This is a genomic window from Protaetiibacter larvae (assembly GCF_008365275.1).
Lineage (GTDB): Bacteria > Actinomycetota > Actinomycetes > Actinomycetales > Microbacteriaceae > Homoserinibacter > Homoserinibacter larvae.
The window spans coordinates 1,586,913-1,604,776 of the sequence record NZ_CP043504.1 but is presented as its reverse complement, the minus strand read 5'-3'; the positions used below and the strand labels follow the sequence as shown (position 1 = coordinate 1,604,776).

At 71.3% G+C, this 17,864-nt stretch carries 20 protein-coding genes; 4 read left to right on the top strand and 16 right to left on the bottom strand.

Translation table 11 applies throughout. The annotated features are described in order from the left end of the window. Positions 1 to 23 precede the first annotated feature (23 nt). Together rpmI and infC are read right to left on the bottom strand one after the other, a co-directional pair. The gene (gene rpmI / locus FLP23_RS07615) at positions 24 to 218 is read right to left on the bottom strand and encodes a 50S ribosomal protein L35 (RefSeq protein ID WP_149325300.1); all 195 of its coding nucleotides are present in this window, start codon (positions 216 to 218) and stop codon (positions 24 to 26) included. Beyond that, a complete protein-coding gene (infC, locus tag FLP23_RS07610; protein ID WP_211645736.1) occupies positions 218 to 865 on the bottom strand; it encodes a translation initiation factor IF-3 in 648 nt (215 codons plus the stop codon). The genes rpmI and infC overlap by 1 nt, the downstream gene beginning before the upstream one ends. Before the next feature lie 232 nt (positions 866 to 1,097). Here infC and FLP23_RS07605 point away from each other — a divergent pair, with 232 nt between their 5' ends. Beyond that, positions 1,098 to 1,445, top strand: a complete 348-nt coding sequence (locus tag FLP23_RS07605; RefSeq protein WP_149326243.1) for a DUF1844 domain-containing protein — start codon at positions 1,098 to 1,100, stop codon at positions 1,443 to 1,445. Between the two features lie 51 nt (positions 1,446 to 1,496). Here FLP23_RS07605 and FLP23_RS07600 read toward each other — a convergent pair whose 3' ends face one another. From FLP23_RS07600 to FLP23_RS07575, 6 genes are all read right to left on the bottom strand, one after another. Then, on the bottom strand, positions 1,497 to 2,261 hold the full coding sequence (locus FLP23_RS07600; protein WP_149325299.1) for an SseB family protein: 765 nt from the start codon (positions 2,259 to 2,261) through the stop codon (positions 1,497 to 1,499). Beyond that, on the bottom strand, positions 2,261 to 3,010 hold the full coding sequence (priA, locus tag FLP23_RS07595) for a bifunctional 1-(5-phosphoribosyl)-5-((5-phosphoribosylamino)methylideneamino)imidazole-4-carboxamide isomerase/phosphoribosylanthranilate isomerase PriA (RefSeq protein WP_149325298.1): 750 nt from the start codon (positions 3,008 to 3,010) through the stop codon (positions 2,261 to 2,263). The genes FLP23_RS07600 and priA overlap by 1 nt, the downstream gene beginning before the upstream one ends. A 238-nt stretch (positions 3,011 to 3,248) precedes the next feature. Beyond that, on the bottom strand, positions 3,249 to 3,887 hold the full coding sequence (hisH, locus tag FLP23_RS07590) for an imidazole glycerol phosphate synthase subunit HisH (protein WP_149325297.1): 639 nt from the start codon (positions 3,885 to 3,887) through the stop codon (positions 3,249 to 3,251). Between the two features lies 1 nt (position 3,888). Continuing rightward, complete coding sequence (gene hisB, locus FLP23_RS07585; protein ID WP_149325296.1) at positions 3,889 to 4,497, bottom strand: imidazoleglycerol-phosphate dehydratase HisB; 609 nt, start codon at positions 4,495 to 4,497, stop codon at positions 3,889 to 3,891. A gap of 81 nt (positions 4,498 to 4,578) precedes the next feature. Continuing rightward, positions 4,579 to 5,667 carry a histidinol-phosphate transaminase gene (locus FLP23_RS07580; protein WP_149325295.1) on the bottom strand — a complete coding sequence of 363 codons (1,089 nt, stop codon included), beginning with the start codon at positions 5,665 to 5,667 and terminating at the stop codon, positions 4,579 to 4,581. A 9-nt stretch (positions 5,668 to 5,676) separates the two neighbouring features. Further along, a complete protein-coding gene (locus FLP23_RS07575) occupies positions 5,677 to 6,042 on the bottom strand; it encodes a LysM peptidoglycan-binding domain-containing protein (protein ID WP_149325294.1) in 366 nt (121 codons plus the stop codon). 270 nt (positions 6,043 to 6,312) lie between these two features. Between FLP23_RS07575 and lexA the strand changes: the two genes are divergently transcribed. Beyond that, positions 6,313 to 6,987 (top strand): transcriptional repressor LexA, encoded by a 675-nt coding sequence (lexA, locus tag FLP23_RS07570; RefSeq protein ID WP_149325293.1) that lies wholly within the window; start codon positions 6,313 to 6,315, stop codon positions 6,985 to 6,987. A gap of 68 nt (positions 6,988 to 7,055) precedes the next feature. Here the strand turns inward: lexA and FLP23_RS07565 are convergent, their stop codons facing one another. The 4 genes from FLP23_RS07565 to hflX all read right to left on the bottom strand — a co-directional run bounded on the left by FLP23_RS07565 (position 7,056) and on the right by hflX (position 12,789). Next, positions 7,056 to 7,772 carry an alpha/beta fold hydrolase gene (locus tag FLP23_RS07565; RefSeq protein WP_281290312.1) on the bottom strand — a complete coding sequence of 239 codons (717 nt, stop codon included), beginning with the start codon at positions 7,770 to 7,772 and terminating at the stop codon, positions 7,056 to 7,058. An 81-nt stretch (positions 7,773 to 7,853) separates the two neighbouring features. Continuing rightward, on the bottom strand, positions 7,854 to 10,160 hold the full coding sequence (gene metE, locus FLP23_RS07560) for a 5-methyltetrahydropteroyltriglutamate--homocysteine S-methyltransferase (RefSeq protein WP_149325291.1): 2,307 nt from the start codon (positions 10,158 to 10,160) through the stop codon (positions 7,854 to 7,856). Beyond that, complete coding sequence (locus FLP23_RS07555) at positions 10,157 to 11,113, bottom strand: methylenetetrahydrofolate reductase (protein ID WP_149325290.1); 957 nt, start codon at positions 11,111 to 11,113, stop codon at positions 10,157 to 10,159. Before FLP23_RS07555 ends, metE begins: the two co-directional genes overlap by 4 nt. A 128-nt stretch (positions 11,114 to 11,241) precedes the next feature. After that, a complete protein-coding gene (gene hflX / locus FLP23_RS07550) occupies positions 11,242 to 12,789 on the bottom strand; it encodes a GTPase HflX (protein ID WP_149325289.1) in 1,548 nt (515 codons plus the stop codon). Between the two features lie 43 nt (positions 12,790 to 12,832). Between hflX and FLP23_RS07545 the strand changes: the two genes are divergently transcribed. Beyond that, complete coding sequence (locus FLP23_RS07545; protein WP_149325288.1) at positions 12,833 to 13,486, top strand: class I SAM-dependent methyltransferase; 654 nt, start codon at positions 12,833 to 12,835, stop codon at positions 13,484 to 13,486. Here the strand turns inward: FLP23_RS07545 and FLP23_RS12565 are convergent. Beyond that, entirely contained in the window at positions 13,456 to 13,992 is a 537-nt protein-coding gene (locus tag FLP23_RS12565; RefSeq protein ID WP_281290296.1) for a MarR family winged helix-turn-helix transcriptional regulator, read from the bottom strand. The two genes, FLP23_RS07545 and FLP23_RS12565, sit on opposite strands and share 31 nt — an antisense overlap. Positions 13,993 to 14,047: 55 nt before the next feature. On the opposite strand from FLP23_RS12565, the gene FLP23_RS07535 reads away from it, so the two are divergent. Beyond that, a complete protein-coding gene (locus FLP23_RS07535; RefSeq protein WP_149325287.1) occupies positions 14,048 to 14,491 on the top strand; it encodes an SRPBCC family protein in 444 nt (147 codons plus the stop codon). A 24-nt stretch (positions 14,492 to 14,515) separates the two neighbouring features. Here FLP23_RS07535 and dapF read toward each other — a convergent pair whose 3' ends face one another. From dapF to miaB, 3 genes are read right to left on the bottom strand one after another with little or no spacing between them, the layout of a single operon-like run. After that, a complete protein-coding gene (dapF, locus tag FLP23_RS07530; RefSeq protein ID WP_149325286.1) occupies positions 14,516 to 15,391 on the bottom strand; it encodes a diaminopimelate epimerase in 876 nt (291 codons plus the stop codon). After that, positions 15,388 to 16,320: a tRNA (adenosine(37)-N6)-dimethylallyltransferase MiaA gene (gene miaA / locus FLP23_RS07525; protein ID WP_149325285.1), complete on the bottom strand. Its 933-nt coding sequence runs from the start codon at positions 16,318 to 16,320 to the stop codon at positions 15,388 to 15,390. Before miaA ends, dapF begins: the two co-directional genes overlap by 4 nt. Next, a complete protein-coding gene (miaB, locus tag FLP23_RS07520) occupies positions 16,317 to 17,831 on the bottom strand; it encodes a tRNA (N6-isopentenyl adenosine(37)-C2)-methylthiotransferase MiaB (RefSeq protein WP_149325284.1) in 1,515 nt (504 codons plus the stop codon). Before miaB ends, miaA begins: the two co-directional genes overlap by 4 nt. Positions 17,832 to 17,864 lie beyond the last annotated feature (33 nt).

Below are 17,864 nucleotides of genomic sequence, written 5' to 3'. Positions count from 1 at the left end.
TCCTTCTGTGTTCTCGGTCGGGCTTACTTGCCCAGGAGGCGCTTGATGACCTTGGCGTCCTGCGGGGCGAGCACGACATCCTGGTTGAGGCGACGGGTCACGCGCGAGGGCTTGGTCTCGAGGTGGTGGCGCATGCCGGCGCCCTGCTTCACAACCTTGCCGCTTCCGGTGATCTTGAAGCGCTTCTTCGCACCGGAGTGCGTCTTCTGCTTGGGCATTACTCTTCCTCTGTCTTGTCGGCAGCTGCCGTGGTGTCGGCGGATCCGTCGGAATCCGTCGGGTTCTGGGGGCGCGCTCGGTTCGCCGCGCGCTTGGCGTTCTGCTCGGCCTTCGCATCGGCCTTGTTCTTCAGGGGGCCGATGATCATGACCATGTTGCGACCGTCGATCGTCGGGGTGGACTCGACCGTGCCGAACTCCGCCACATCCTCGGCGAAGCGCTGCAGAAGACGCACGCCCTGCTCGGGCCGGGACTGCTCGCGGCCGCGGAACAGGATCATGGCCTTCACCTTGTCGCCCGCCTGCAGGAAGCCCTCGGCGCGCTTGCGCTTGGTCTCGTAGTCGTGCTTGTCGATCTTGAGGCGGAACCGAACCTCCTTGAGGATCGTGTTCGCCTGGTTGCGCCGAGCCTCCTTGAGCTTCTGGGCCTGCTCGTACTTGAACTTGCCGTAGTCCATGATCTTCACCACGGGCGGCTTGGAGTTCGGAGCAACCTCGACCAGATCCAGGTCGGCCTCCTGCGCGAGACGCAAGGCATCCTCGATGCGGACGACGCCGACCTGCTCTCCCGCGGGACCCACGAGGCGGACCTCGGGGACGCGGATGCGGTCGTTGGTTCTGGGATCGCTGATGCGGGTCTCCTTCATTCGGCGGTATGTGCACGCGCGTGACGAGACTCCGCACCCGTGCAATCGGCTGCTGCCGACGGAGTGCGCCACCGCATCCGCGCCGCTCTCGCGACTCGAACCCGGCTGCCTACTCTGACCCGATAACCTGAAGAAGCGGTCGGCGGGTGGGATCTCTCCACTTGCGTTTCCGGGGAGATGGCCCCGGAGCCCGCATAAGGATAGCAGAGGAAACCCCGTGAGCGCAGAGCCGATGTCCGCCGCCGACCCCGAGGACGTCGGGGAGGAGATCCGGGACATCGCGGAGGTGCCCGCGGTCGAGGTCATCAACACCGTCGCAGTGCATCTGCTGAGCGCCGCCGCCGTGAAGGTGGGACTCGCCGACGACCCCGAGGAGCAGACCGACCTCGACGAGGCACGCAAGCTCATCGACGCCCTCGCCGGACTCGTGACCGCCGCCGCCCCGAGCCTCGGCGACCACCACGCCCGCGCACTGCGCGACGGGCTGCGCACCATCCAGCTCGCCTTCCGCGAGGCCTCGCGCATCCCCGACCCCATCGGCAAGGGCCCCGGCGAGAAGTGGACCGGCCCCGTCAGCTGAACGGTCGCACACCGTTCGAGACACGCCGCTGGGGGCGCACATCGCGAGCCCTCAGGGGGTGAGACGGGTGAAGCGCACGCCGATCGAGTCGACGCGGGCCGCGATGAGCTCATCGGCGCTCCAGCGGGCCTGCAGGCGCGTCAGCAGCGCCTGACGCGCCGCCTCGGGCAGCGCGGGGTCCAGCTGCAGCAGCACCACCAGCTCCGGGCCGGCCAACCGCGCGAGCGGATCCCCCGGCGCGAGGCCGATCACCTGCACCGCCGACTCCCCCACGACCGACGACGCGAACGCCTCCGCCACCGCGGAGTCCTCGAACGAGGGCGTCCAGTCCTCGCCCGTCGCGAGCGCCCGGAACGCGGGAGCGCGCACCACGAACTGGGTGTCCGACTGCGGATCCACCACCACGAGCGGCGTTCCCTCGGCGGCCGCCGCGAGCGCGATCCGGCTCGCCTGGATGGGGATCGGACGCGCGAGAGGGTCCCAGCGCTGCATCGCCGCCACCGAGGTGAACGCGGGAAGGGCGGCACGCCCATCCGGCCCCTTCACGGTGACGACCGACAGCTCCTGCGTCTTGTCGACGGTCTGCCCGTGCGGGCCGACACCCTCATCGCCGCGCTCCGCCACGAGCGGCACCAGCAGGCGCTCGGGATGCAGCGCCGCCACCACCTCGGCGATCCCGAGCTCACCCGCCTGCAGACGGCGGACCGCCTCGATCAGCCGCTCCGGCGCGGAACCGTCATCCGCGGCGGCCGGGTTCTCCTGGAACCGCCTGCCCTCGAACGGGATGCCCGCGCTGTCGGCGCGGTGGTCCGCCATCAGTCGCTCGCGACGTCGATCGCCTCGGCGAGCGTGAACGCCCCCGTGTAGAGCGCCTTGCCCACGATCGCACCCTCCAGACCGTGCGGCACGAGGGTGCGGAGGGCCGCGATGTCATCGAGCGTCGCCACGCCGCCCGACGCGATCACCGGCTTCGGGGTGCGGGCGAGCACCTCGGTGAGCAGCTCCAGATTCGGCCCCTTCAAGGTGCCGTCCTTCGTCACGTCCGTCACCACGTAGCGGGCGCAGCCGGCCTCCTCGAGGCGCGCGAGCACCGCCCACAGGTCGCCGCCCTCCTGCGTCCAGCCGCGCGCGGCGAGCGTCGTGCCGCGCACATCCAGGCCCACCGCGATCGCCTCGCCGTACTCGGCGATCACATGCGCCGCCCACTCCGGGTTCTCGAGCGCCGCCGTGCCGAGGTTGATGCGCTTCGCACCGGTGGCGAGCGCCGCCTCGAGGGTCGCATCGTCGCGGATGCCGCCCGAGAGCTCGATGTTCACCCGCCGCGGGGTCGACTTGATGACCTTCTTGATGACCGCGTGGTTGTTGCCACGACCGAACGCTGCGTCGAGATCCACGAGGTGGATCCACTCGGCGCCGCCATCCACCCACTCCTGCGCGGCGTCCACCGGATCGCCGAAGTTCGTCTCGGTTCCTGCCTCCCCCTGGGTGAGCCGGACGGCCTTGCCGTCGGCGACATCGACCGCCGGGAGCAGGGTCAAAGCGGGTGAGGTGTTGAACTCGGTCACGAGAGAAAGATCGTACTCGACTCCGCTGCGGTCTCACGCCCGACCCACGCCGCTCCGCGACTGACCGGAGTCGGTTCCGGGACGCATGCCCTCGCGGGCCTGGACGGCCCGCTCCCGCCCGGCCCGGTGCCAGCGTCCCGGAACCGACTCCGGTCACCCGCTGCGCTCACTCACAGCTGGACCCCCGCTGATCGAATGCCGCCGCAGGCGGTGGATCGAGATCCTCGGATGCCGCAGGCTAGAGCGTCGCGAGCCAGTTGCCGAGCAGCCGGATGCCGGCTTCGCCCGACTTCTCGGGGTGGAACTGGGTCGCCCACAGCGGCCCGTTCTCCACCGCCGCCACGAACGGCTCACCGTGGGTCGCCCAGGTCACCCGGGGCACCGCGAAGGCGCCGATCGGGTCGAGACTCCAGCTGCGCGCCGCGAAGGAGTGCACGAAGTAGAAGCGCTCGTCGCGGAGTCCCGCGAACAGCTGCGACTCCTCCGGCGCATCCACCGTGTTCCAGCCCATGTGCGGCAGCACGGGGGCGTGCAGTTCGTCGACGACGCCCGGCCACTCCCCGAGCCCCTCGGTCTCGACTCCGCGCTCCACGCCGCGCTCGAAGAGCACCTGCATGCCGACGCAGATGCCGAGCACGGCTCGGCCGCCTGCGAGCCGACGGTCGATGAGCTCCGCACCCCGCACCGCGTCGAGCGCGGACATCACGGCCGCGAAGGCGCCGACACCCGGCACGAGCAGGCCATCCGCGTTCGCGATCTTGTCGCGGTCGGCGGTCAGCTCGACGCGGGCTCCGGCGCGCTCGATCGCCTTGGCGGCGGAGTGCACGTTGCCGGATCCGTAGTCGAGCACGACGACGGAGGGCGCGGGCGCGCTCATCTCAGAGGGCGCCCTTCGTCGACGGCACACCGCTCACGCGCTCGTCGCGCGCGACGGCCTGCCGGAACGCACGCGCGAACGCCTTGAACTCGGCCTCGGCGATGTGGTGCGGGTCGCGACCGGCGAGCACCGTGAGGTGCACCGTGAGACCCGCGTTGAAGGTGATCGCCTCGAAGACGTGCCGGACCATCGATCCGGTGAAGTGGCCGCCGATGAGGTGGTACTCGAAGCCGGCCGGTTCGCCCGAGTGCACGAGGTAGGGGCGCCCCGAGACGTCGACGACGGCCTGCGCGAGGGCATCGTCGAGCGGCACGAGGGCGTCGCCGAAGCGGCCGATCCCGACCTTGTCGCCGAGAGCCTGCTTGATGGCGGTGCCGAGCACGATGCCGGTGTCCTCGACCGTGTGGTGCACGTCGATGTCCGTGTCGCCCTCGGCGCGCACCGTCAGGTCGACGAGGGCGTGCTTGGCGAAGGCGGTGAGCAGGTGGTCGTAGAACGGCACCGTCGTCTGGATGTCGGACTGGCCCGATCCGTCGAGGTCGAGGGTCAGCTCGATGCTCGACTCGCTCGTCTGACGGCTCAAGCGTGCCGTCCGGTGCGTGCTGCTCATCCCCTCACCCTACCGACCCCGCGAGATGTCACTTGTTGCGGAATCGGGGGCCGAAACGTGCAACAACGGACATCTCGCGGGTTAACGCGGGAGGGCGGCGAGGGCGGCGAGGAAGAAGGCGGTCTCGTCGGGGGTGCCCGCGGTCACGCGGAGGGCGTGCGGGATGCCGACGTCGCGAATGAGGATGTCGCGCTCGAGCAGCGCGCGGAAGGTGGCCTGCGGGTCGGTCACCCCCTCGAAGAGCACGAAGTTGGCCTGGCTGGGCCACGCGTGGTAGCCGAGGGCCGGGAGCTCGGCGACGATGCGGTCGCGCTGGGCGGCGATGTCGTCGACCATCGCGAGCATCTCGGGGGCGTGCGCGAGCGCGGCGACCGCCGCCGCCTGGGTCAGCGCGGACAGGTGGTACGGCAGCCGGACGAGGCGCAGGGCGTCCGCGATCGCGGGGTCGGCCGCCAGGTAGCCGAGGCGCACGCCCGCGAACGCGAACGCCTTGCTCATGGTGCGCGAGATCACGAGCCGTTCGCGGCCGGGCAGCAAGGTGAGCGCGGTGGGCTGCCCCTTCGGCATGAACTCGGCGTAGGCCTCGTCGACGAAGACGATGCCGTCGCTGGCGTCGTAGACGGCCTCGATCGTCTCGAGCGGCAGCGCCGTGCCGGTGGGGTTGTTGGGCGCGCACAGGAACACGAGGTCGGGACGGTGCTGCTCGACCGCGCGCACGGCCGTCTCCGGGCTGATGGCGTAGTCGGCGTCGCGCTCCGCCGCGATCCACCGGGTACCGGTGCCCGCCGCGATGATCGAGTGCATGGAGTAGGTGGGAGGGAAGCCGAGCACACGGCGGCCGGGGCCGCCGAAGGCCTGCAGCAGCTGCTGGATGATCTCGTTCGAGCCGTTCGCGGCCCAGATCTGCTCGGGCGCGATCTGCTGCTCCCTGAGGTCGCGGCTCAGGTAGCCGGCGAGCGACTCGCGCAGGGCGGTGAACTCGCGATCCGGGTAGCGGTTCGCGGTGAGCACGGCGTGCGCGAGCGACTCGACGATGTGCCGCGCAACGGGCTCGGGGATCGGGTGGGTGTTCTCGTTGACGTTGAGCGCGTACCGCACGTGCTTCTGGGGCGCCCCGTACGGGGTCAGTCCTCGGAGGTCGTCACGGATCGGCAGGTCGGAGAGAGCCACCGGGCGAGTCTAGCGAGCGTATTCCGCCGGGATCGCGAGACGCTGACCGGGCTGGACCTCGGCCGAGGGGAGCTGGTTGAGGGCGACGAGCGCCGACACGACCTCGCGCGGATCGGCCTCGGGGGCGATCCACTGGGCGAGATCCCACAGGGATTCACCCGAGGCGACCGAGATGTACTCGAAGCTCGCCGTGGACGCGCTCGAGCCGGCCTGCGCGACCCCGCCGGCGATGCCCGAGACCGCGAGCGCGATCGCCACGGGGGCCACGAGCAGGGCACCGAACACGAGACGCCCGCGCCGAGTGAGGTGCAGTCGCGGAGCACGCGGACGGGCGTCCGGACGGGGGCCGGCGTAACTGAGGGCGATGGTGCTCATGAGGTGCCTCCTGCTCGTGTCGAGAAGTGAGCAGCCGCCGCATCCGGCCTCGGCCGGGAGGCCGGATGCGAAGCTGTGTTCCGAATCTATCTTCGATCGAACGTTTGTTCAAGTGGAACTTCCGGAACCCCGTGAATCCCGCTGCGAGGCGGGACGGATCTCGCGACACACTCGAACGGATGTTTGTCTGCACCCGCCGAAGCGGATACAGTTTCGATCGACGGGATGCATCCGATCACCAACCACCGACATCGGCCTCCGGGAGACGACATGAGCGACATCCAGCCCCTCGACGAGCGTCCCGCCACGCGAAGGCGCAAGAGCCTCAGCGAGAAGCAGCTCGCGATCCTCGAGGTGATCCAGCGCTCCGTCTCCCGTCGCGGCTATCCGCCGAGCATGCGCGAGATCGGTGACGCGGTGGGCCTCGCCTCGCTCTCGAGCGTGACCCACCAGCTCAACCAGCTCGAGCTGGCCGGATACCTCCGCCGCGACCCCAACCGCCCTCGCGCGCTCGAAGTGCTCATCGACGTGCCCACCGCCGTCGACGACTCCCCGAGCGCTCCGGTCGGCGATGCGGCGATGGTGCCGCTCGTGGGGCGCATCGCCGCGGGCGTGCCCATCACGGCCGAGCAGCAGGTGGAGGAGATCTTCCCGCTCCCCCGCCAGCTCGTCGGCAAGGGCGAGCTGTTCATGCTCAAGGTCTCGGGCGAGTCGATGATCGACGCCGCGATCTGCGACGGCGACTGGGTGGTCGTGCGTGAGCAGCACACCGCCGAGAACGGCGAGATCGTCGCAGCCATGCTCGACGGCGAGGCGACCGTCAAGGTGTTCCGTCAGCGCGACGGTCACACCTGGCTGCTGCCGCGCAATACGGCCTTCGAGCCGATCCTGGGCGACAACGCCGAGGTGCTCGGCAAGGTCGTGGCGGTGCTGCGCTCGGTCTAGCGACGAGTGGTGCGGTTTCGGCTGGATGGCACCGGCGAAGCCGCGCCATCCAGCCGAAACCGCACCACTCAGCGGGTTGCGACGCCCTGGCGCTGCAGCCACTCCCCGACGACGCGCATGAAGCCCGGCAGATCGTCGCGGAAGACGTTGTGGCCGGAGCCGGCGACCGTCTCGACGGTCATGCCGAGCCCGCGCAGCGCGCGCACCGCCGCATCCGTCATGAGCAGGCTCCGCTCGGCGAGCACGACGAGGCTCGGCGCGACGAGTCGCAGCGGCGGCACGACGGGACGTGAATCGGCGAAGCCCAGGATGGTGCGCTTGTCCCACTCACGCAGCGCCGCGAGCTCGTTGTCGACGTCTTCAGGGCTCCAGCGCGGATTCCACCGCACGAGCGCCGAACGTCGCGGTCGGGGCGCGAGCGCGAAGGCCAGCTTGAACAGCGCCCCGCGGATGCCCTTCGGGAACGCGAACGCGGGATCCACATAGATCGCGGCGCGCGGCGCGAGCCGATCCGCCGCGAGGGAGGCGACGAGTCCGCCGAGCGAATGCCCCATGACGAGCTCGGGCGGGCCGTCGAGCAAGGGATCGAGGGTCTCGACCACGTCGTCCGCCCACCCGCGGGGGGTGTAGCGCCGAGAACGCGGGCTCGCCCCGTGCCCCGCGAGATCGACCGCGAGCACCCGGAAGCCGCCGTCGACGAGTTCGTCGCTCACCCGCGTCCAGGCGCGGTGATCGGACATGATCCCGTGGATGAGAACCGCGGTGCGGTCTCCGGACCCGCGCACGTGAACTGCCAGCTGCACGGCACGAGGGTAGGGCGCCCGGCTGAACGGATGCCCCACCCTCGCTGTGAGCCGCGTCGGGGATCAGGCGCCGAGTGCGGCGCGGGCCTCCCGGGTGGCGCTCAGGATGTTCTCGAGCGAGGCGACCGTCTCGTCGTAGCCGCGGGTCTTGAGGCCGCAGTCCGGGTTGATCCACAGCTGGCGCTCCGGGATGGACGACAGGGCGGTGCCGATGAGCTCCTGCACCTCCTCGACGCTGGGGACGCGCGGCGAGTGGATGTCGTAGACGCCCGGCCCGATGCCGCGGCCGAAGCCGCTGCGCTCGAGCTCCGGAACGACCTCCATGCGACTGCGAGCCGCCTCGATCGAGGTGACGTCGGCATCCAGCCCGTCGATCGCGTCGAGGACGACGCCGAACTCCGAATAGCACAGGTGCGTGTGGATCTGGGTGCGGTTCTTGACGCCGCTCGTGGCGAGCTTGAACGAGTTGACCGACCAGTCGAGGTACGCCGCCTGGTCGCGCTTCTTGAGCGGCAGCAGCTCGCGCAGTGCGGGCTCGTCGACCTGGATGACGCCGATGCCGGCCGCCTCGAGGTCGGCGATCTCGTCGCGCAGGGCGAGCGCCACCTGGTAGGCGGTGTCGGCGAGCGGCTGGTCGTCGCGCACGAACGACCAGGCGAGGATCGTGACCGGCCCGGTGAGCATGCCCTTGACGGGCTTGTCGGTGAGCGACTGGGTGAAGGTCGACCAGCGCACCGTGATGGGCGCCGGGCGCGACACGTCGCCCCACAGGATCGAGGGGCGCGTGGCGCGCGAACCGTAGGACTGCACCCAGCCGTTCTGGGTGACCGCGAAGCCGTCGAGGTTCTCGGCGAAGTACTGCACCATGTCGTTGCGCTCGGGCTCGCCGTGCACGAGGACGTCGAGGCCGATGCGCTCCTGCAGCGCCACAACGTCGCGGATCTGGAGCTTGAGGAACTCCTCGTACTCCGCCTCGGTGATCTCGCCCTTCGCCTGGCGGGCGCGCTCTCGGCGGATGTCGCCGGTCTGCGGGAACGAGCCGATCGTGGTGGTCGGCAGCGGGGGCAGGCGCAGCGCGACATCCTGCTCCGCACGGCGGGTCGCGTAGTCGCCGCGCGAGAACGCCGAGGCGTCGAGCCCGGCGACGCGGCTGCGCACCGCGCCGTCGCGCACACCGGGGGCCGTGCTGCGGTCCTCGAGAGCTGCGGAGGCCGCGTCCAGCTCGGCCTGGATGGCGGTCTTGCCCTCGCGCAGGCCGCGGGCGAGCGTCGCCACCTGGCCGACCTTCTGGTCGGCGAAGGCGAGCCAGGTCTTCAGCTGCGCGGAGAGCTCGGGCTCATCGGCGACATCGTGCGGGGTGTGGAACAGGTTGGTCGAGGTGGCGACCGCGACCTGGGGGGTGAGTGCGGCGAGCTTGCCGAGCTTCTCGAACGCGGCCTCGAGGTCGCCGCGCCAGATGTTGTGGCCGTCGATGACACCGCCCACGAGCACCTTGTCGGTCGCCGGACGGGTCGGCACGGCGCCCTTGACGAGGTCGAGCGCGATGGCGTCGATGGGCGCCTGCTCGAGCACGGGGAGGGCGTCGTCGAGCGAGCCGTACGGGGCCGCCACGAGGATGCCGAGCGGGCGACCCGCCCCGAGCGAGCCGTAGGCGGTCTGGGCGGCCGCGAGCACCTCGCCACGCGGGGTCTCGAGCGACTCGCTCACGAGCGCCGGCTCGTCGAGCTGCACCCATTGGGCACCGGCCGCGGCGAGGCGTGCCAGCAGCTCCCGGTAGACGGGCAGCAGGTCCTCGAGGCGCGACAGCGGTGCGAAGCCCGCGGGCGCCTCGTCGCTCGGCTTGGCGAGCAGCAGGAAGGTGACCGGGCCGACGATCACGGGCCGGGTCACGTAGCCCGCGGCGGCGGCCTCCTCGACCTCGCGCACCAGGCGGTCGCCGGCGAGCCGGAACTCGGTCTCCGGCCCGATCTCGGGCACCAGGTAGTGGTAGTTCGAGTCGAACCACTTGGTCATCTCGAGCGGGGCGCGGTCGCCCTCGCCGCGCGCGATCGTGAAGTAGCCGGCGAGGTCGACGGCGCCGTCGGCATCCACGAGGTCGGCGAAGCGGGTCGGCACGGCGCCCACGGTGACGGCGGCGTCGAGCACCTGGTCGTAGTAGGAGAACGACTCCGGGATCGACGAGTCGTCGCGTCCGAGGCCGAGCGACACGAGGCGCTCGCGGGTCACGTGGCGCAGCTCGGCGGCGGTGCCCTCGAGCTCGGCGGCGTCGATGCGGCCGGCCCAGTACGCCTCCACGGCGCGCTTCAGCTCACGACGGCGACCGATGCGCGGGTAGCCGAGGATCGTGCCGGTGGGGAATGGTGCGGTCATGCGAGTGGGTTTCCGATCGGTTCGGGGATGGGGAGGAGCCCGACGCCGGCGAGCACCGCGAGCGGGGCTTCGTGTCGGTTGAAGGTGTAGAGGTGAAGGCCGGGGGCGCCGCCCTGGAGCAGCGTCGACGCGAGGCGGGTGGCGTGCTCGATGCCGACCGCCGCCGGATCGTCGGATGCCTCGAGCGCGCGCAGCAGCTCGGTCGGCTCGCGTTCCCCGGTGAGTTCGAGGATACGACGCAGGCGCGGCACGCTCAGCACCGGCATGATGCCCGGCAGGATCCGCATCGTGACACCTGCCGCGCGCGCGGCGTCCACGAAACCGAGGTAGTCGTCCGCGTCGAAGAACAGTTGCGTGATGGCGAGGTTCGCACCCGCAGCCTGTTTCGCGAGCAGGGTGTCGAGGTCTTGTGCGCGCGACCGCGACCGCGGGTGCCCATTGGGGAACGCCGCGACGGCGATCGTCACCTTCTCGCCGGAGGCGAGGCGCTTCGCACTCGGCACACCGGGCACGTCGAGCTGGCGGAACGGCATGCGCTCGGCCTGCACGCGATGGATGAGCTGCACGAGCTCTCCGGCGCTGCCCAGGTCGCCGAGGAAGACATCCTTCTCGGCCACGCCCGCGGGAGGGTCGCCGCGCAACGCGAGGAAGCTCGTGACGCCCGCGTCCAGGAACTCGCGGATGAGACGGCTGGCCTCCGCGTAGGAGGAGCCCACGCAGGTGAGGTGCGCCATGGGCCGCACCTCGGTCTCGAGCACGCGCCGCAGCACGTCGAGCGAGACATCCCGGGTGGAGCCGCTCGCCCCGTAGGTCACCGAGATGAACTCGGGCCCCGCCGCCACGAGCGCCGGGAGCGTGCTGCCCACGAGGGCCGACTCGGCAGCGGCGTCGCGCGGCGGGAACAGCTCGAACGAGAACGTCGGCCGGGCGCCATCGCGCACGGTTTCGGTCATCGCATCCTCCGTCGTCGTCGCGCGGGCGCGCGAGCACGCGGGGCAGATGCCGGGCTCGGCGGTTGCTCCAGCCGTGGCAGGAGCACGGCCCCACCAGGATACCCGGTGCGCCTCACTGTGTCAGACGGTTACGAGCGGACGACGCCCGTGGCGGCACCGCTCTCGAGCTGGTGGGCGACGGCCTCGCTCGCCTGCACGCGGATGCGGGTGCCCGCCTCGTCGTAGCTGGTCTCGAGCACCCGCGCCCGGTCGTGGGCGAACGAGACGAGGTCGCCGCGGTCGTACGGGATCACCACCTCGAGCTCCACCTCCGGCTCGGGCAGCCGGCGTCCGATCTCCTCGATGAGCTCCTCGACGCCCTCGCCGGTGCGCGCCGACACGAACACCGAGTCGGCCTCGAGACCGCGCAACAGGATGCGCCGGTCGTCGTCGATGAGGTCGGACTTCGTGAACACGATGAGCTCGGGCACGTCACGCGCGCCCGCCTCGCCGAGCACGTCGCGGACGGTCGCGATCTGGGAGGCCGGGTCGGGGTGCGAACCGTCGACGACATGCAGCACGAGGTCGGAGGCGCTCACCTCCTCGAGCGTCGACCGGAACGCCTCGACGAGCTGGTGCGGGAGGTTGCGCACGAAGCCCACCGTGTCGGCGATCGTGAAGACGCGGCCATCGGGGGTGCGGCTGCGGCGCACCGTCGGGTCGAGGGTCGCGAAGAGGGTGTTCTCCACGAGCACGCCCGCCCGGGTGATGCGGTTGAGCAGACTCGACTTGCCCGCGTTCGTGTAGCCGGCGATCGCCACCGACGGCACCTGGTAGCGGTCGCGGTTGGCCCGCTTGGCCTCGCGCGCCGGAGCGAAACCCTTGATCTGGGTGCGCAGCCTCGCCATCCGGGAGTGGATGCGGCGGCGGTCGAGCTCGATCTTCGTCTCACCGGGACCGCGGGAGCCCATGCCGTTGCCCGCGCCCACCTGACCACCGGCCTGGCGCGACATCGACTCGCCCCAGCCGCGCAGGCGGGGAAGCAGGTACTGCAGCTGGGCGAGCTCGACCTGCGCCTTGCCCTCACGGGACTTCGCGTGCTGACTGAAGATGTCGAGGATGACGGCCGTGCGGTCGATGACCTTGACCTTCACGGCGTCCTCGAGGGCGCGACGCTGGCTGGGGGCGAGCTCGGTGTCGGCCACGACCGTGTCGGCCCCGAGGGCGGCGACGACATCCGCGAGCTCCTGCACCTTGCCGCGCCCCAGATAGGTGGCGGGGTCGGGATGCGGTCGACGCTGCAGGAGGCCGTCGAGCACGACCGCGCCCGCCGTCTCCGCGAGCGCGGCGAGCTCGCGCATCGAGTTCTCGGCGTCCTCCAGGGTGTCGGACGGCGTGTAGACGCCGATGAGCACGACATTCTCGAGGCGCACCTGCCGGTACTCGACCTCGGTGACGTCGGCGAGCTCCGTGGAGAGCCCGCCCACGCGCCGCAGCGCCGCGCGCTCCTCGCGGTCGAACTGCTCGCCGTCGCGTTCGCCGCCGTCCGCGGTACGCTCGTCCTGCAGGGCGGCGGCCCGTCCGCCGAACGCGCGCACGCCCGCATGGACGTCGTCGGCGGCCAGGATACGCTCGACGGCGTCGCGGGCGACCTCGTCCTCGACGACGTCCCGGGGGTGTTCGACGCTCTCGCTCATGATCCGGTTAACCCTAGTCACTCGTTTTCGGTAGGTTGCCTGCATGCCACCCGAGCACTACTTCACGAGCTCGCCCTCCGGCGAACCGGTGCTCAGAACCCTCGGCGTGCGTCTGGCCGGGCGCGACGTCGAGGTGACGACCGCGAACGGCATCTTCAGCCCCGAGCGGATCGACGTCGGCACCCAGGTGCTGCTCGCCCACACGCCCGCCCCGCCGCCCGGCGGCGACTTCCTCGACCTCGGCTGCGGTTGGGGCCCCATCGCGCTGAGCCTCGCCCTGGAGTCGCCGCGCGCGACCGTCTGGGCGGTCGACGTCAACGAGCGCGCACTCGACCTCGTGCGCCGCAACGCGGCGGCGCTCGGGCTCGACAACGTCCGGGTGTGCACGCCCGACGAGGTGCCGGAGGATGTCCGGTTCCGCACCATCTGGTCGAATCCGCCCATCCGGGTCGGCAAGAACGAGCTCCACGCGATGCTCTCGCGCTGGCTGCCGCGCCTGAGCCTCGGCTCGGACGCCTGGCTCGTCGTGCAGCGCAACCTCGGATCCGACTCGCTGCAGCGCTGGCTGCAGGGCGAACTGCCCTCCGATTTCACCGTCGTGCGGGCCGCCACGAGCAAGGGCTTCCGCGTGCTGCGCGTGCGGCATCGCTCGGGCACGGGGCTCACTCAGCCGCTGGATGTGGTCCCCGCGCTCTGAGTCGGAACCCTTTCCGCCACCGCCAGCAGCTTCCGCAGCACGCCGTCGAAGGCCGCAAGCTCTTCGGGGTCCAGCACAGCGAGCAGCCGCGACTCGTTCACGACGTGCTCGGCAACGAGTTCGTCGATGAGCCGCCGCCCGTCGTCGGTGAGCGTGATGAGCAGACTCCGTCGGTCGGAGGGGCGCGCGATGCGCCGCACCAGACCACGCGCCTCGAGGCGATCGATCCGCTTCGTCATCCCTCCCCGCGAGACGAGCAGCACCGATGCGAGCCGCGAGGGCGTCAGCTCGTAGGGCGCGCCGTTGCGGCGCAGGCTCGCGAGCACATCGAACTCACCGCGATCCAGCGAATGCGGCGCGAATGTCGCGTCGACGAGCCGTCCGCCGATCAGCCCGAGCCGCGCGAAACGGGCGAGCGGTCCCATCGCCGCGAAGTCGAGGTCGGGCCGCTCGCGACTCCACTGGGCGACGGCGTGGTCGGCGAAATCGGGTGGAGGGGACGCCATGGTGCCAGAATAGTCTTCCGGCATATAGTTTTCTCAGAAACTATAGAGAGGCGGCATGTCACACATCCGCATCGTCAGTCGCGCCGTCATCCATGCGCCCGCCGCGGCGGCATGGGCGGTGCTCTCCGACTACGCGAACGACCCGCTGTGGCGCGCCGGTGTGAGCCGGATGGAGCAGACGCCCCCGGGTCGGATTCGCGAGGGGGCCCGGGCCGTCGAACAGCTTCGTGTGCTCGGGCGCGAGCTCCGCAACGATGTCGTCGTGGAGGACGTCGAGGAGGGCGCCTGGTTCGCGTGGCGCGTGATCGGAGGCGTCGACGCCCACGGCACCCGACGCATCCTTCCGTTCGACGCGCACAGCTGCGAACTCGTCACCGAGAAGCACCTCGCGCTCAGCGGAACCGACCGCCTCCTCACCCCCCTCGTGGCGTGGACGATACGCCGCACGGAGGCCGCAGACGCCCGCCGCGCGGCAGGACTTGTCGAGAGCCGGATCTAGGACCGATCCAGAAATGGCCTTCGCTCAGAGCTCCAGCGCGCCGTCGAAGACCAGCTCGGCGGGACCGCTGAGGAGCACGTGCGGACCGTCGGCGGTCTCGGCGACGCGCACGCCCACGACGCCGCCCGGCACCTCCACCCGCCAGGCGTCCGGTGCGCCGTCGCCCGCCCACGACCGGGTCGCCAGCGCCGCAGCCGCCGCCCCCGTGCCGCACGACAGCGTCTCGCCGCTGCCGCGCTCGTGCACACGCATCCGGATGCGGCCCACGCCCCCCGCAACGAGCGGTTCGGCGGGCACCACGAACTCGACGTTGGCGCCATGCGGCGGCGTCGGGGACACCACAGGCGCGTCCGAGAGGTCGAGCGCGTCGAGCTCGGCATCGTCGGCGAGCGCCACGACCACGTGCGGGTTGCCGACGCCCACGGCCAGCCCCGGCCGGTCGACGTCGAGCCGACGAGCCGACACCATGGCGTCACCGGCGATGACGAAGGGGCCCAGGTCGGCCTCGAAGCCGTCGGCCGTGCGGGTGAGCAGGCGCACCCCGCCCCGCGTGCCGATCGGCACCGTCTCCCCCACGCCCAGCTCGAGGAGCCCCTCGGCGAGCAGGAACGCACCGTACACGCGGATGCCGTTGCCGCACATCTCCGCGGGGCTGCCGTCGGCGTTGTGGTAGTCCATGAACCACTCGGCGTCGGGGTCCTCGGCGAGCGCCGCCGCCCCCTCGGCAAGCCGTGCGGAGCGCACGGCGCGGATGACGCCGTCTCCCCCGACGCCGAAGCGGCGGTCGGCGAGCGCCGCGAGCTGCGCGGCGTCGAGCTCGATCTCGCCGTCGGGATCGGCGAACAGCACGAAGTCGTTGCCCGTGCCGTGCCCCTTCGTGAAGGCGATCTCGATGCTCACCCGGGAAGCCTAGCGGCGGCGGATCGCACGGCGCTGTGCGCGCGGTCGGCACGCCCGGGGTCGTCGGCGGGCAACCACACCGTGTCGGGAGAGCGACGGAACCACGACACCTGGCGGCGGGCGTAGCGGCGGGTGAGCGCAGCGGTGCGTTCGATGGCCTCCGCCTCGTCGAGCTCGCCGTCGAGCTGCGCGAGCGCCTGGGCGTAGCCGATCGCTCGACTCGCGGTCACCCCGAGACCGGCGGGGCGCAGCCGCGCCACCTCGGCGACCAGACCGGCATCCCACATCCCTCGCACGCGCGCGTCGAGCCCGTGGACGAGGCGGGCGCGTTCGAGCTCGAGACCGACGGTGATCGTCGGCCGCCACAGCGCGGCCTCGGACGGCAGGCCGGATCCGAATGGCTCGCCCGTGAGCTCGATCACCTCGAGCGCGCGCACGATGCGCCGCCCGTTGTGCGGTCCGATGGCGGCGGCCGCCTCGGGGTCGCGTTCCCGCAATCGCCGATACAGCCCGCCGGGGCCCGCGGTCTCGAGCTCCGTCTCGAGTCGCGCGCGGACTTCGGGGTCGGTGCCCGGAAAACGGAAGTCGTAGACGACGCTCGAGACGTACAAGCCGCTGCCCCCCACGAGGATCGGCACCGCACCCCGGGCGGCGATGTCGTCGACGACCGCCCGCGCCTCCCGCTGGTAGCGCGCGACGCTCGCCTCCTCGATGGGGTCGAGCACGTCGAACAGGTGGTGGGGGATGCCGCGGCGATCGGCGGGGGCGAGCTTCGCGGTGCCGATGTCCATGCCGCGGTACAACTGCATGGCATCCGCGTTGACGATCTCGGCGGGCGTTCCGGATGCGGCGAGGCGCTCGGCGAGGTCGAGCGAGAGCTCGGTCTTGCCCGTTCCGGTCGCGCCGACGACCGCGACGAGCGCGCTCACACCGGAGGGCGGAGCCCGGGCAGACCGAGATGGACGGCGCGGCCCGTGGTCGGCGCGTGGGTCGGCACCGCGCAAGACTCGGCCTCGGCGCGATCCCACGCGTCGCCGGCGCGGGTGCGGCGAATCGGCAGGGCGGCACCCTCGGGCGCGGCGATGAGGAAGTGCGGCGTGGCGCGGGTCACGACCACGCTCACCACGTCGCCGGGTCGGGGCACAGCCGACCCCTCGGGGACGTCGAAGTGCACGAGCCGGTTGTCCTCTGCACGGCCCGACATACGCCGGGTCTCCTCGTCGCGTCGCCCCTCACCGGTGGCGACGAGCACCTCGATCGGGCTGCCGACGAGCTTCTGAGCCTCTTCGCCCGAGATGCGCTCCTGCAGCGCGATGAGGCGCTCGTAGCGCTCCTGCACGACCGCCTTGGGCAGCTGGTCGGGCATCGTCGCCGCGGGCGTTCCCGGACGGATCGAGTACTGGAAGGTGAACGCCGAGGCGAAGCGGGCCTGCTCGACGACGCGCAGGGTGTCGGCGAAGTCCTCCTCGGTCTCGCCGGGGAAGCCGACGATGATGTCGGTCGAGATCGCGGCGTGCGGGATGCGTTCACGCACCCGGTCCAGGATGCCGAGGAATCTCTCGGAGCGGTACGAGCGGCGCATCGCCTTGAGCATCCGGTCGGAGCCCGACTGCAGCGGCATGTGCAGTTGCGGCATGACGCTCGGGGTCTCGGCCATCGCGTCGATGACGTCGTCGGTGAAGGCCGCCGGATGGGGGCTCGTGAAGCGGATGCGCTCGAGCCCCTCGATCTGTCCGGCGGCGCGCAGGAGCTTGCCGAAGGCGAGGCGGTCGCCGAACTCGACGCCGTAGGAGTTCACGTTCTGCCCGAGCAGGGTCACCTCGATGGCGCCGTCGGCGACGAGGGCCTCGATCTCGGCGAGGATGTCGCCGGGGCGGCGATCCTTCTCCTTGCCGCGCAGCGAGGGCACGATGCAGAAGGTGCAGGTGTTGTTGCAGCCGACCGAGATCGACACCCAGCCGGAGTGGGTGGATTCGCGGCGGCTCGGGAGGGTCGAGGGGAACACCTCGAGCGACTCGAGGATCTCGAGCTGGGCCTCGCCGTTGTGGCGCGCGCGCTCCAGGAGGGTCGGCAGCGAGCCCATGTTGTGGGTGCCGAAGACGACGTCGACCCAGGGGGCCTTCTCGAGGATGACGTTCTTGTCCTTCTGCGCGAGGCAGCCGCCGACGGCGATCTGCATGCCCGCGTGGTGCCGCTTGGCGTCGGCGAGGTGCCCGAGGGTGCCGTAGAGCTTGTTGTCCGCGTTCTCGCGCACGGCACAGGTGTTGATGACCACGATGTCGGCGTCCCCGTCGGTCGAGCGGACGTAGCCCGCCGCCTCGAGGGAGCCGCTCAGGCGCTCCGAGTCGTGCACGTTCATCTGGCAGCCGAAGGTGCGCACCTCGTAGGTACGCGGGGCGGATTCCTCCCGGAGCGCCGGGTCGACCTCGAGCAGCGTCATGGTGCCGACAGTCTACGTCGCACCGTCGACGCG